General features: G+C 72.7%; 10 protein-coding genes and 1 pseudogene. 8 read left to right on the top strand and 3 right to left on the bottom strand.

Features of this window, described 5'->3' with window-relative positions:
- Positions 1-5 precede the first annotated feature (5 nt).
- Positions 6-1,190 carry a glutathionylspermidine synthase family protein gene (locus tag ACGFZS_RS13130; protein WP_393795148.1) on the bottom strand — a complete coding sequence of 395 codons (1,185 nt, stop codon included), beginning with the start codon at positions 1,188-1,190 and terminating at the stop codon, positions 6-8.
- 8 nt (positions 1,191-1,198) lie between these two features.
- The gene (locus tag ACGFZS_RS13135; RefSeq protein WP_393795149.1) at positions 1,199-1,543 is read right to left on the bottom strand and encodes a hypothetical protein; all 345 of its coding nucleotides are present in this window, start codon (positions 1,541-1,543) and stop codon (positions 1,199-1,201) included.
- Positions 1,544-1,820: 277 nt separating this feature from the next.
- On the opposite strand from ACGFZS_RS13135, the pseudogene ACGFZS_RS13140 reads away from it, so the two are divergent.
- Positions 1,821-2,759 (top strand): annotated as a pseudogene (locus ACGFZS_RS13140) (hydrolase); the annotation flags it as partial.
- Positions 2,760-2,873: 114 nt separating this feature from the next.
- Positions 2,874-3,737: a DMT family transporter gene (locus ACGFZS_RS13145; protein ID WP_359215420.1), complete on the top strand. Its 864-nt coding sequence runs from the start codon at positions 2,874-2,876 to the stop codon at positions 3,735-3,737.
- Here ACGFZS_RS13145 and ACGFZS_RS13150 read toward each other — a convergent pair.
- Positions 3,718-4,506: a DUF3050 domain-containing protein gene (locus tag ACGFZS_RS13150; RefSeq protein ID WP_393795150.1), complete on the bottom strand. Its 789-nt coding sequence runs from the start codon at positions 4,504-4,506 to the stop codon at positions 3,718-3,720. The two genes, ACGFZS_RS13145 and ACGFZS_RS13150, sit on opposite strands and share 20 nt — an antisense overlap.
- A gap of 220 nt (positions 4,507-4,726) precedes the next feature.
- Here ACGFZS_RS13150 and ACGFZS_RS13155 point away from each other — a divergent pair, with 220 nt between their 5' ends.
- From ACGFZS_RS13155 to ACGFZS_RS13180, 6 genes are all read left to right on the top strand, one after another.
- Positions 4,727-5,314 carry a hypothetical protein gene (locus ACGFZS_RS13155; protein ID WP_393795151.1) on the top strand — a complete coding sequence of 196 codons (588 nt, stop codon included), beginning with the start codon at positions 4,727-4,729 and terminating at the stop codon, positions 5,312-5,314.
- Positions 5,315-5,344: 30 nt separating this feature from the next.
- The gene (pabB, locus tag ACGFZS_RS13160) at positions 5,345-7,951 is read left to right on the top strand and encodes an aminodeoxychorismate synthase component I (RefSeq protein WP_393795152.1); all 2,607 of its coding nucleotides are present in this window, start codon (positions 5,345-5,347) and stop codon (positions 7,949-7,951) included.
- A complete protein-coding gene (locus ACGFZS_RS13165) occupies positions 7,948-9,459 on the top strand; it encodes an AMP-binding protein (RefSeq protein ID WP_393795153.1) in 1,512 nt (503 codons plus the stop codon). The genes pabB and ACGFZS_RS13165 overlap by 4 nt, the downstream gene beginning before the upstream one ends.
- A gap of 29 nt (positions 9,460-9,488) precedes the next feature.
- Positions 9,489-11,048, top strand: a complete 1,560-nt coding sequence (locus ACGFZS_RS13170; protein ID WP_393795154.1) for a class I adenylate-forming enzyme family protein — start codon at positions 9,489-9,491, stop codon at positions 11,046-11,048.
- Positions 11,045-12,220 (top strand): FAD-dependent monooxygenase, encoded by a 1,176-nt coding sequence (locus ACGFZS_RS13175; RefSeq protein WP_393795155.1) that lies wholly within the window; start codon positions 11,045-11,047, stop codon positions 12,218-12,220. The genes ACGFZS_RS13170 and ACGFZS_RS13175 overlap by 4 nt, the downstream gene beginning before the upstream one ends.
- A 17-nt stretch (positions 12,221-12,237) precedes the next feature.
- The coding region (locus ACGFZS_RS13180; protein WP_393795156.1) for an aminotransferase class IV at positions 12,238-13,051 on the top strand (814 nt) is incomplete at its 3' end.

The following is a 13,051-nucleotide window of genomic DNA, read 5'->3' on the forward strand; positions in this document are numbered from 1 at the left end:
GGGCGCTAAAGGATCACGTGGGGCAGGAAGCGGGCGTAGTCGTCCGTCACCAGGCCCTGTGACTCGCGGATTCCCAGGCCTGCGGCCTCCTCGCCCACCACCCACGCGCCCAGGACGACGCGGTTGCCGTCGAAGTCGGGTAGGGGGGCCAACTGCTGGTAGCAGCAGGGCTCTTCGCGTATGACGGGAGGGTGGCCGGGTTCGTGTACGAGGATGCCGGCGCCCTCCCGGCCCAGCAGGGGCTTGCTGACGTAACCCGTCGTGGTGGCCAGTTCCCTGGGCCCGTCCAGGTATGCCGGGAGCAGGTTCGGGTGTCCTGGGTACAGCTCCCAGAGGATCGCGAGGAGGGCCTTGTTGCTGAGGAGCATCTTCCAGGCCGGTTCGATCCACATCGTCGTGCCGGTGCCGCCGCCGTTGTCCAGGGTGGCGAGGGCGTGGTCCGCGAAGGTGTCGGTCGTGAGCCATTCCCACGGGTAGAGCTTGAAGCAGGCGCGGATGAACCGGAGCCGGTTGTCGACGAAGCGGCCGGAGAGGGTGTCCCAGCCGATCTCCTCCATGGAGATCCAGTCGGTGTCGAGGCCGGCCTGTTCGGCGGTCTCCTTGAGGTAGGCGACCGTCATCAGGTCCTCGCCGAGTTCGTCGGCGGCGGAGTGGGCGAAGTGGAGGGGGGCGCCGGGCGGGAGGAGGTGGGACTGTCTCCGCCAGGTGGCGACCAGGCGTTCGTGGAGGCTGTTCCACTGGTCGGCGCCGGGGAAGCGGTCCTCCATCCAGAACCACTGGGCCGAGGCCGCCTCCACCAGGGAGGTGGGGGTGTCGGCGTTGTACTCCAGGAGTTTCGCGGGGCCCGTGCCGTCGTGACGGAGGTCGAAGCGGCCGTAGAGGGAGGGGAGTTCGGTGCGGCGGTGCCAGGCCTCGGTGACGGCGGCCACGACGCGCGGGTCGGTGATGCCGAGGTCGGTGAAACGGTTCTTCGCCACGATGTGATCGGCCGCGGTCAGGCACATCGCGTGCAGTTCCTCGACGACCTCCTCCAGCGCCTCCACTTCCGGCAGGGTGAAGACGTAGTAGGCGCTCTCGTCCCAGTAGGGGCGCAGGACGCCGTCGGGGTGGCGGGTGAGCGGGTAGATCAGGCCCTGTTCCTCGACGGTCCGCTGCCAGTCGGGGCGGGGTTCGGTGGTGCGGCGCTCCATGGCGGCGGTCAGCCGCCGGAGCTGCCGTGGCCGCTGCCGAAGCCGCCGCGGTGGACGCTGTGACCGCCGCCGGACGAACCGCCGGACCCGCTGCGGGGCTTGGTGAAGGAGCCACCGCTGACCCAGCCGCTCTTCTTCTTGCCGCCGTAGTAGTAGCCGGCGTTGACGGCGGACTTGGTGGAGCCGCAGTTCTTGTCGGAGACGACCTGGTAGCCCTTGGCGGCGGTGTAGCTGTCGCGGTCGACGCAGCGCTTGTCGGGGTCGGAGGAGCAGGCGGTCAGGGCGGCGGCCAGCAGGCCCATCCCGCCGAGGACGACCGTGCCCGAGCGCAGTTGCCGGCGTGCGTCCGCCATCTTCGTGTTCCCCCGTGTGATCGTCGGCCAGCTGTTCGGCGACAGCTTAGACGAGCGGATCAAGCCACCCCTGGGTTGTCATGTACAGGTAAGAAAATCATGTGAAGTGGCGGGAGATCCTGTCGGCGTTCCGGGCCTCGCGGGTACCGTCCAGCTGTCCCTGGGTGAACGATCAACTTCCACTCTACGCGCGAAGACCACCCCGTGGACGCGTACCACCGACGCCGTACCCGCACCGCCATCCCTCTCGCACCCCCCACCGATGGAGGAATGACAGATGCCCCGCTTCGTTGCCTCGCGCAGCAGACTCACCACGGCCGCCGCGGTGTTCGGCCTGCTCGCGGCCGGTGCCGCCGTCCAGGCCACCAGCGCCGCCACCCCCGCCCACGCGGCCTCCACCTACCGGGTCCTGTTCGACGACGGCCACGCCGAGGAGGCGGGCAACGCGGACTGGATCATCTCGACCAGCAAGCCCGACCCGCTCTCCCAGGACTCCTCCCCGTCCGACGAGACGGACTGGACCGGCGCGCTGTCGTCGTGGGGCGTGGCCCTGCAGCAGACCGGCGACTACAGCCTGAAGACGGCCACCAGCGCGCTGACGTACGGCGGTTCGTCGACGACCGACCTGTCCAAGTTCGACGCGCTGGTGCTGCCCGAGCCCAACACCAAGTTCACGACCGCCGAGAAGACGGCGATCATGAACTTCGTGAAGGCCGGCGGCGGTCTGTTCATGATCTCCGACCACACCGGGGCCGACCGCAACAACGACGGCTACGACGCGGTCGAGATCCTCAACGACCTGATGACCAACAACAGCGTGGACAGCGACGACCCGTTCGGCCTCTCCATCGACTCGCTGAACATCAGCTCCGGCTACCCGAAGGCCATCAGCGACAGCGGCAACGCCGTCCTGCACGGCTCCTTCGGCACCGTCACCAAGAGCCTGATCGCCAACGGGACCACCGCCACCCTCAAGCCCGCCGACAACTCGGCCGTCAAGGGCCTGGTGTACCGCAGCGGTTATTCCGGCAACACCGGCGCCTTCTTCGCCACGTCCACCTACGGCAGCGGGCGCGTCGCCTTCTGGGGCGACAGCTCCCCGATCGACGACGGCACCGGCCAGTCCGGCAACACGCTGTACGACGGCTGGAACGACTCCGGCGCCACCAACGCCGCCCTCGCCCTCAACGCCACCGCCTGGCTGGCCGGCGCCAGCTGACCCGCCGGGGAAGGTGACGAGCGGGTCCGGGGTTCGGCTCCGGGCCCGCTCTTGCTTTCGCTCCGATCTCCGTTTACTCCCCTCCCCTACAGTCCTTTTGTGCTCTTCGGAATGGTGTGCGCCCTCGCGGCGGCGATCTGCTTCGGTACGGCGACGGTCCTGCAGGCGATGGCCGCGCGGGCGGCCGGCGACGGCGCGGGCGGGGAGGCCGCGCTGCTGCTGCGGGCCGTGCGGCAGTGGCGGTACGTCGTCGGGCTGGGGCTCGACGGGCTCGGCTTCGTGTTCCAGGTGCTGGCCCTCAGATCGATCCCGATCTACGCGGTGAGCGCGGCGCTCGCGTCGAGCCTCGCGGTGACGGCGGTGGTCGCGGCGCGGCTGCTGCGGGTGCGGCTGACCGGGGCGGAGTGGGCCGCGGTGGGTGTGGTGTGCGCGGGGCTCGCGATGCTGGCACTGGCCTCGGGGCCGGAGGGGGACCGGGCGGGGTCCATGACGTTGAAGTGGGCGATGCTCGGCGCCGCCGTGGGCGTGCTGCTGCTCGGGCTCGCCGGCGGGCGGCTGTCCGGGCGGTGGCGGGCGCTGCTGCTCGGCCTCGGGTCGGGGTTCGGGTTCGGGGTGGTGGAGGTGTCGGTGCGGCTGATCGACACCCTGCGGCCGGCCGAGCTGCTGGCCAATCCCGCGGCCTACGCCCTGCTGATCGGCGGTGGCGGCGCCTTCATGCTGCTGACCTCGGCGCTGCAGCGCGGTTCGGTGACCACGGCGACGGCCGGGATGGTCATCGGCGAGACGATCGGCCCGGCCGCGGTGGGGGTCGTCTGGCTCGGCGACCGCACCCGGGAGGGGCTCACCTGGCTGGCGGTGCTCGGCTTCACGGTGGCCGTGGCGGGGGCGCTGGCGCTGGCCCGGTTCGGGGAGGCGCCGGGTGCCGAGGACGCCGGCGCCGGGGCGGCGGAGCCGGTCAGCCCATCGCGTCGGTGATCCCGTCCCAGAGCCGGGACCGGGCCTCCAGGGCGACCAGGACGGTCTCCACGGCCTCGCTCCAGCGCTGTTCGTCGGTGCCGCACAGGTCGGCGACCATCTGCAGGGCCATGGGGGTGTGCTCCTCGCCGTCGACCTCGATATGGCGGGCCAGGTAGTCGCGGAAGAGCGGGAAGCTCTCGGTTCCTTCCTCCTTGACGACCTGGTCGAACATGTCCGGGATCAGGTCCTCGCGGGAGAAGGCGAAGGCGGCGGCCCGGCAGTGCAGCGGGCGGTCGGCGATGATCTCGAAGGTGGTGCGCACGAACTCGGCGGCGGGGGCGGGCACCTGGGCCACCCGGAGGGCGGCGGGGACGTCGTGGCCCTCGGCGACCAGCGCGAGGAAGGTGTCGACGGGGACGGCGTCGGCCGACGCCTCGGCCATGGCCGCGCGGTAGAGCTCGAAGTGGCTGGTGAAGCCGCCGTTCAGGGCGTCGCTCTCCTCGACCAGCACGATGTCGTTGATGAGCCGGCGGGCGACGGCGGAGCCGTGCGGCACCCAGGGCACGTCGACGCAGGTCAGCTCGCGCTGGAGCGACTTGAGCAGGGACATGAAGTCCCAGACGGCGAAGACGTGGTGGCTCATGAACGTGGCCAGCCGGTCCCGGTCGGATATCCGCCGGTAAAGCGGGTGGGCGGTCACTTCTTTTCGCGCGGATTCGATCACCGAACGCGCCTGGTCAATTGCCTCGCTGCCTTCTCGGGTCAGATTCCAGTCGTACCTCGACATGACGGCTCTCCTTTGTTCCGGGACGGCGATCGTGCAACTTTCACGACCCCCGGGCAAGCACTTTCTGGAATTCCGCGAGAGTTACCCGAAGTAGCGGACGACAGAAGGCGCCAACACCATAGAAAGCGCTATAAAAAGTTACGTTCCGGACACGTTCCCGGCGCCAAAAAATCTCGTTGAACCTTTGAACGCCATGTGTGTCCATTCCGTAAAGGACACCGTGACCAGTAATCCCGTCACCGTCACCGTGGCCTATCACGTGATGCCGGGCCGTGAGGGCGACTTCCACTCGTGGGGGTGGGCCATGCTGGGCGCGAGCGCCCGACAGCCGGGGTTCCTCGGCGGCGGCGTCCTAGTCGACCAGGAGGCGGAATGGCATGTCGTGTATCGCTTCGCCACCGAGGACTCCGCACTGGCCTGGGAGAACTCCCTGGACCGCGGGGCGTGGGAGACCCGGACGGACGGCATCGCCCGGCCCACCGGTCGCCGTAGCGTACGCGGCTCGAAGGTGTGGTTCGACTCGCTGGCCGGGCCGACTCCCCCGCCTCCGCCGCCCAGCCCTCCGGCGAAATGGAAACTGTGGTTCATCAACATGAGCGCGGTTTTCCCACCGGTGCTGCTCTTCAACATCATCGTAATTCCCCATCTCGGCGGCCTCAATCCGCTCATTCGCACTCTGCTGCTCTGCCTCTGTGTGACCGCGCTTGTCACCTGGATTCTCATGCCGCGACTCCAGCGTTTCTTCAAGAAATGGCTGTATCCGCCGCTGCAAGCACTGCGCGGGCGGCACAAACGACGGGCTGCGTAGGCCCGGGAACGACCCAAGGGAGGTGGGCGGGTGAAGACCCTGCTCATCGACAATTACGACTCGTACACGTACAACCTGTTCCAGCTGATCGCCGGGGTCAACGGCGAGGAACCGGTGGTGATCCGCAATGACGAAGGGGGAGAGACACTCGCTGGTCTCCCCTTACTCGCGGAGTTCGACAACGTGGTGGTGTCGCCGGGACCCGGCCATCCGGGGAACGGCCGTGACTTCGGCATCAGCGCCCGGGTGATCGCCGAGTCCACGGTCCCCGTGCTCGGGGTGTGCCTGGGCCACCAGGGCATCGCGCTCGGCGAGCAGGCCCGGGTGGCGCCCGCACCGCAGCCGAGACACGGGCATCTGACCCGGGTCCGGCACGACGGGCGGGACCTGTTCGAGGGACTGACCCAGGACTTCACCGCGGTGCGCTACCACTCCCTCGCCGTGCACGAGCCGCTGCCCGCCGCCCTGGAGGCCACCGCCTGGGCCGAGGACGGCGTCCTGATGGGCCTGCGCCACCGCGAACGGCCGTTGTGGGGCGTGCAGTTCCACCCCGAGTCGGTGCTCACCGAGTACGGCCACCGCATGCTGGTCAACTTCCGCAACCTCACCGCCCGCCGAGCCCGCCGCGCCCGCACCAAGAACACCGCCGTCCCCCCGACCTCAGCGGTGATACCGAGGCCCAGGCCGGCAACGGACAGGCCCGAGCCCGGAACAGGCACGCTCGGCTCAGGGACAGGTCCGGTCGACGCAGGGAACGGCGCGCTCGGCTCAGGGACAGGTGCGCTCGGCTCCGCGCCCGACACACCCGGGTCCGCGCCCTCCAGGCCCGGCTCCGCACCCGATGCGCTCGGCTCCTCGGCGGCCACGCCGGGGGCGGGATCCGCACCCGCCACATCCGCCGCACCGGCCGCACCGGCCGTGCCCACCGAGCCCGCGGCCACGCCCACCGCAGCCTCACCCGCAACCGCACCCGCCGCCGCCGAGGCCACACCCGCCACACCCCCCGCAGTCCCCACCGCGGCCATCCCGCGCCCCCGCCAGGGCGACCGCCCCCGAGGGGACCTCCCCCAGGGGAACCGCTCCCGGCAGGACGACCGCCCTCGGCAGGGAACCCATCCTCGCCAAGGCGACCGCCCCCGGCAGGGAACCCACCCCCGCCCCGCTCACCGCCTCCACACCCGGCAGATCGCCGGTGCCGTGGACACGGAGGCGGCCTTCGGGCGGCTGTTCGCCGGCTCGGCCCGCTCCTTCTGGCTGGACAGTTCGCTGGTCGAGCGGAGCCGGTCGCGGTTCTCGTTCCTCGGGGACGACAGCGGTCCGCTGGCCGAGTTCGTGCGGTACGACGTGACGGCCGGGCGGTGCGAGGTGGAGCGGGCGGGTAGGCCGGCGCGCAAGGTGTCGGCGAGCGTCTTCGACTACCTGAAGCGGCAGCTGACCAGCCGCCGGGTGGACGCCGACGGGCTGCCCTTCGACTTCACCGGCGGCTATGTGGGCTACTTCGGGTACGAGACCAAGGCCGACTGCGGCTCCCCGAACCGGCACCGCGCCGAGACCCCGGACGCCTGCTGGCTGTTCGCGGACCGGCTGCTCGCCGTGGACCACGAGGAGGACGTCACCTACGCGGTCTGCCTGGCGGAGGACACCCCGCAGGCCGCCCGGGAGGCCGAGGAGTGGCTGGAGGCCACCCTGGCCCAGCTGACCTTCCTGGCCCCGGGCGGCCGCCCGGCCCCGCCCGCCGCCTCCGCCGCCGGGGGATCGGACCTGGAGGCCGCCGAGCCCTGGCTGGTGCGGGACCGGGAGACGTACCTCGCGGACATCGAGGCCTGCCAGCGGGAGCTGCGGGCCGGCACCAGCTACGAGGTCTGTCTGACCGACGCGGCCCACCTGCCCGCCCCGGCCGACCCCTACGCCTTCTACCGGGAGCTGCGCCGCGTCAACCCGGCGCCGTACGCGGCCTTCCTGCGCTTCGGCGACCTGGACGTGGCCGGTTCCTCGCCGGAGCGGTTCCTGCGGATCACCCGGGACGGGGTGGCCGAGGCCAGGCCCATCAAGGGGACGGCACCGCGCGGGGCGACCCCGTACGAGGACGACCGGCTGCGGGACGCGCTGGCGGCGGACGCCAAGACCCGCGCCGAGAACCTGATGATCGTCGACCTGCTCCGCAACGACCTGGGCCGGGTCTGCCGTACCGGATCCGTCCGGGTGCCCCGGCTGATGGCCACCGAGACGTACGCGACCGTGCACCAGCTGGTGTCGACGGTGACCGGGCGGCTGCGGGCCGGGACGGACGCCGTGGACTGTGTGCGGGCCTGCTTCCCGGGCGGCTCGATGACGGGCGCGCCGAAGCTGCGCACGATGGAGATCATCGACTCGCTGGAGACCGAGGCCCGGGGCGTGTACTCCGGGGCGCTCGGCTACCTCGGGTGCAGCGGCGGCGCGGACCTGAACATCGTGATCCGTACGGCCGTGATCGCGGACGGCCGGCTGCGGCTGGGCGCGGGCGGGGCGATCGTCCTCGACTCCGATCCGGCCGCCGAGTACGACGAGATGCTGCTGAAGACGGCCGCGCAGATGCGGGCGCTGCGGGAGCACACCGCGACGGCCGCGGCAGACGCCGTGCAGGAGGCCGCCCGATGACGCTGCCCCTGTACCGCACGGACACCGTCAACCTGGCCGGCCGGCTGGCGGACCTCGCCGAGCGCAGCGGCTGGACCGGCCGGCCCGCCTTCCACCAGGGCCATCGCGCCTGGAGCCACGGCGAGGTGCACGACCTCGGGGCGCGGGCCGCGACCGTCCTCGCCGCGCAGGGGGTCCGCCCCGGCGACCGGGTGGTGCTGGCGCTGCCGGACGGGATCGCCTGGGTGGTGGCCTTTCTCGCGGTCGCCCGGCTCGGGGCCGTCGCCGTCCTGGTCAACCCCGAACTGCCCGCCGGTGACCACGCGTTCATGGCCGCCGACACCGGGGCCGCGCTGTGTCTGACGGGACCGGGCCTGGAGGATCGTTTCATCGGCCACCCCGTCCTCGGCGCCGACCAGCTGCTCGCGCTCGCGCCCGCCGCCGAACCGGCGCCCGTCCACCCGGTCGACGCGGACGGCCCGCTGTATGTGCAGTACACCTCGGGGACGACGGGCAGGCCCAAGGGTGTCGTGCACACCCACGCCCACCCGGCCGCGTACCACGACCTCATCGGCTGGCCACTGCTCGGCATCGGCCCGAACGACGTCACCCTGTCGGTGTCCAAGCTGTACTTCGCCTACGGCTTCGGCAACGCCTTCGTCTTCCCGCTCTTCTCGGGGTCGAGCGCGGTCCTGGTGGACCGGCGCCCGACGCCCGCCGCCGTGGACGAGCTGATCGCCCGGCACCGGGTGACGCTGCTGTACTCGGTGCCGTCGGCGTACGCGGCGCTGGTCGCGGACCGGGGCACCGGGCAGCACCAGGCCTGCTTCGCCTCCGTACGGGCCGCCGTGTCGGCCGGTGAGGGGCTGCCGGCCGGGCTCGGGGCGCGGGTCACGGAGCTGCTGGGCGCGCCGGTGCTGGAGCAGATCGGCTCCACCGAGGCCGGGCACGCCTTCTGCGCCAACAGCCTGGACCACAACCACCCGGGCACCGTGGGCCGTCCGGTGCCCGGCTTCGAGGTGGAACTGCGCGACCGCGACGGACGGCCGGTGCCCGACGGCCACGAGGGCGAGCTGTGGGTGCGCGGGCCCACGGTGACACCGGGCTATCTCCACCGGCCCGAGGAGACCGCGCGGACCCTGGTCGGCGGCTGGCTGGCCACCCACGACCGGGCGGTCCGCGAACCCGACGGCAGCTACCGGCACCTGGGCCGCACCGACGACATGGAGATGGTCGGCGGGATCACCGTCTCCCCGCTGGAGGTGGAGGCCGTGCTGCGCACCCATCCGGCGGTGCGGGAGGTCGCGGTGGCGGCGGTGCCGGACGGGACCGGCTCCACCCGGCTGCGCGCCTTCGTGGTACCCGCCGTCACCCCGGCGCCGGCCGGGCTCCAGGAGGAGCTGCTGCGGCTGGCCCGGGAGCGCCTGGCCGCCTTCAAGGTGCCGCGCAGTGTCAGCCTCCTGTCCTCCCTGCCCCGCACCCCGACCGGAAAGCTGCGCCGCCATCTGGTCCGCCAGGGCGCCTGGTGACCATGACCGCCTCGGAAAGGAACGTCTCCATGCAGGAGTCGCAGGTGTCCCTGATCGGCGACCGCGGTTTCTACCTCGGCCCGCTCTTCCGGCGGGCGGCCCAGCGGCACGGCGGGGTGTTCGTCACCCTCGACCGGCCGCTGGACACCCACCCCGACCTCGGCGTGCGGCTGAGCTACGCGGAACTCGCCGACGCCGTCGACGAGTTGTCGGGGCGGCTGTGGGCGGCCGGGGTACGGCCCGCCGAGCAGGTCGTCGTCCACAAGACCGACAACGTCGACATCGTGCTGCTGACCTGCGCGATCTCCCGGATCGGCGCGGTGCCCGTGCTGCTCTCCCCCATGCTGGCCGGCGAGGTGGTCGGCAAGCTGCTCGGCAGGCTCCGGGAGCCGTGGCTGGTCACGGACGCGGCGAAACTCCGAGGGCTGGACGTCAAGGGCCTGGTACGGCAGACGCTGACCGTCGACACGGCCCCCGGCACGGTCTCCCTCGCGGAGCACTCCGGGGCCGAGGTCCCGGCGCCGATCCGGCTGCACCCGCGCGAACCCGCCCTGATCACCCACAGCTCCGGCACCACCGGCGTCCCCAAGCTCGCCGTGCACTGCCCGCAGACCATGTGGAACCGGCTGGTCCCGCAGCAGGCGATGGGCTGGCCCACCCGCGGCGAGGTCGCCGCGCTGCACATGTCCTTCGTGCACTCGCGCTTCTACCATCTGCTGGGCGTCCTGCTGCACTTCGGCAGCCCCCTGCTGCTCATCACCGACCCGGACCCGGCGAAGGTCGGCCCGATGCTGGCCCGGCACCGCCCCGGCATCGTCGAGACCCACCCCAACACCTTCGTCCTGTGGGAGGAGCTGGCGGACGCGCCCGGCGCCCCGCTGTCGCGCGTGAAGTCGTACGGCTCGACGTTCGACGCGATCCATCCGCGCACGGTACGGCGGCTGCTCGGCGCCTCGAAGCGCCGTGCGCCCTGGCTGATCCAGCTGTACGGGCAGAGCGAGACCGGTCCGGTCGCCTTCCAGTGGTTCACGCGCCGGAGCGTGGCCCGGGCGGACGGGCGGCGGGTCGGCATCGGGATTCCGGGGTTCACCCGCGTCCGCGTCACCGGCCCGGACGGGCTGCCCGCCGCGCCCGGGAGGCCCGGCCGGATCGAGGCCCGCACCCGGGGCCGGATCCTCACCTACCTCGGCGCCCGCGACCAGTACGAGCGCCAGCTGGACGGCGAGTGGTGGCAGATGGGCGACATGGGGTACCGGAGCCGGCTGGGCGCCCTGTACCTGATCGACCGCGAGATCGACCAGATCGACTCGGTGCACAGCAATCTGGAGGTCGAGGACACCCTGATGGACCGGCTGGAGGAGCTGCGCGAGGTGGTCATCGTGCCGGGCGCGGACCGCGAGCCGGTGCCGGTGGTGTGCGTCCGCGGCGAACGGCCGCTGGATCCGCGGCGGTGGCAGGAGGCGACCGCCGACCTGCCCGCGATGGCGGAGCCCCGGCAGTGGCGGTTCGAGGAGCTGCCGATGACGGCGACCTGGAAGGTGAAGCGGGTGGAGATCACCCGGATGCTCGCGGAGGGGGTCCGCGCATGACCCCGACCCCGGTCGTGGTGGTCGGCGCCGGTCCGGTGGGCCTGTCGGCGGCGCTGGCGCTGCGCGCGCGGGAGCTGCCGGTGCTGCTCCTCGAAGCGGACCCGGAGAACCGCGAACGGCCGGGCAGCCGGGCCCTGTTCGTGCACCGCGAGACCCTCGCGCTGCTCGACGCCATGCGGCCGGGGCTGGCCGGGGAGATCACCTCGTACGGCCGGACCTGGCACACCCGGCGCACCCTGTACCGGGGGCGGGAGGTGTACTCCCGCACCTTCCCGCCCCCTTCCGGCCGGCCGCCCTTCACCAGCCTGCGCCAGGTGGACACCGAACGCTTCCTGCGGGACGCGTGCGAGCGGGCGGGGGTGGAGTTCGCCTGGAACGCGCGGGTGATCGGCGTCCGTACCACCGCCTCGGGTGCCTCGCTGAGCTGCGCGGACGGGCGGGAGGTGGCGTGCGGGTACGTGATCGCCGCGGACGGCGCCCGCTCGGCCGTGCGGGCCGGGCTCGGCATCCCCATGGAGGGCACGCACGGCGAGGGCTTCCATGTCGTCGTCGACGTCGCCGACCGGCCGGGCGCGGAGCTGCCCCTGGAGCGGGTCTTCCACTACGAGCATCCGGGCGTCGGCGGCCGCAGTGTCATGCGGGTGCCGTTCACCGGGGGCTTCCAGGTGGACCTCCAGTGCCATGCCGGGGACCGGGCGGAGGAGTACGGCACCCAGGAGGCGGTCCGCGGCTGGCTGCCCGGGGTGGTCGGCGAGGGCTACGCGGACCGGGTCCTGTGGGTGTCGACGTACCGCTTCCTGCGCAAGGTCGCGGCCTCCTTCACCGACCCGCACGAGCGGGTGCTGCTCGTCGGGGAGGCCGCGCATCTGTTCCCGCCGTTCGGGGCGCGGGGCATGAACAGCGGGATCGCCGACTCGGCGGCGGCAGCGGAGGCGGTGGCGACCGGGACCGTGGCCGAGTTCGCGGCGGTACGGCGGGCCGCGGGCCTGTTCAACAGCGAGGCGGCCGGGGTCGCCCTGGACCATCTGCGGCCCCGGCGCCGGATCGTCCGGCTGCGGCAGCGCGCGGCGGCGGCGCTGGCGCCGGTCCTGCCGTCCTGCGGGTCCTGGCTGGAGCACGCGCCCTACGGTCCCCGGCACGGGGCGCCGGCGCTGGCGGGCCGGAAGTACTGAGAATCGAGGAGGCGGGCGTGGGCTCACAACTGACGTTCGGGGAAGGGCTGCTGGCCTGGTCGCCGGCGGGAGGGCTGCGGCCCGCCGAGGACCCGGGGCCCGGCGGGCGGCTGCTCGTGGCGGACTCCTGGCTGGTCCGGGACGGCAGGGTGCGCGACCTCGGCCGGCACCGGGAACGCTTCCTGCGGTCCTGCGGCGCGTGCGACGGGCCGCCGCTGCGCCGGCTGCTGGAGTTCTGGCAGGACATGACGGCCGCGCTGCCCCGCACCGGCGCGTGGTTCCCCCGGGTCGAACTCGCCCCCGGATCCAAGGAGTTGCGGCTACGGCTGCGCCATGCGCCGCCGCTGGGGTCCGGGGTGCGGGTGTGGGCGGCCGGCCAGTCGGACCCGCGGACCGTCCCCCGCCGCAAGGGGCCGGACCTGGACGTCCTGGCCCGGGTGCGCGGCCGGGCCACCGGGGCCGGTGCGGACGAGGCGGTGCTGGTCGCGCCCACCGGGATCGTGCTGGAGGCGGCCACCGCCAGCGTGCTGTGGTGGGAGGACGGCACCCTGTGCCTGCCCTCGCCGCAGCTGCCCGTCCTGCCGGGGGTGACCGTCGCCCTGATCCAGGAGCGGGCCCAGCGGGCCGGGATCCGGCTGGCCCACCGGGAGCGGACCCTGGCCGAGCTGGACGGCCGTGAGGTGTGGCTGGTCAACGCGCTGCACGGGATCCGGCCGGTCACGGAGTGGATCGCCATTCCCCGGCGTGCGCCCCGCGGCGCGGACCCCGCGGAGACGAGGGCCAGCCAGGCGGGGGCGGTGGCCGCGCCCCCGGCAACCACGCCGACGAAAA

This window comes from Streptomyces sp. NPDC048288, from assembly GCF_043201555.1.
GTDB lineage: Bacteria > Actinomycetota > Actinomycetes > Streptomycetales > Streptomycetaceae > Streptomyces.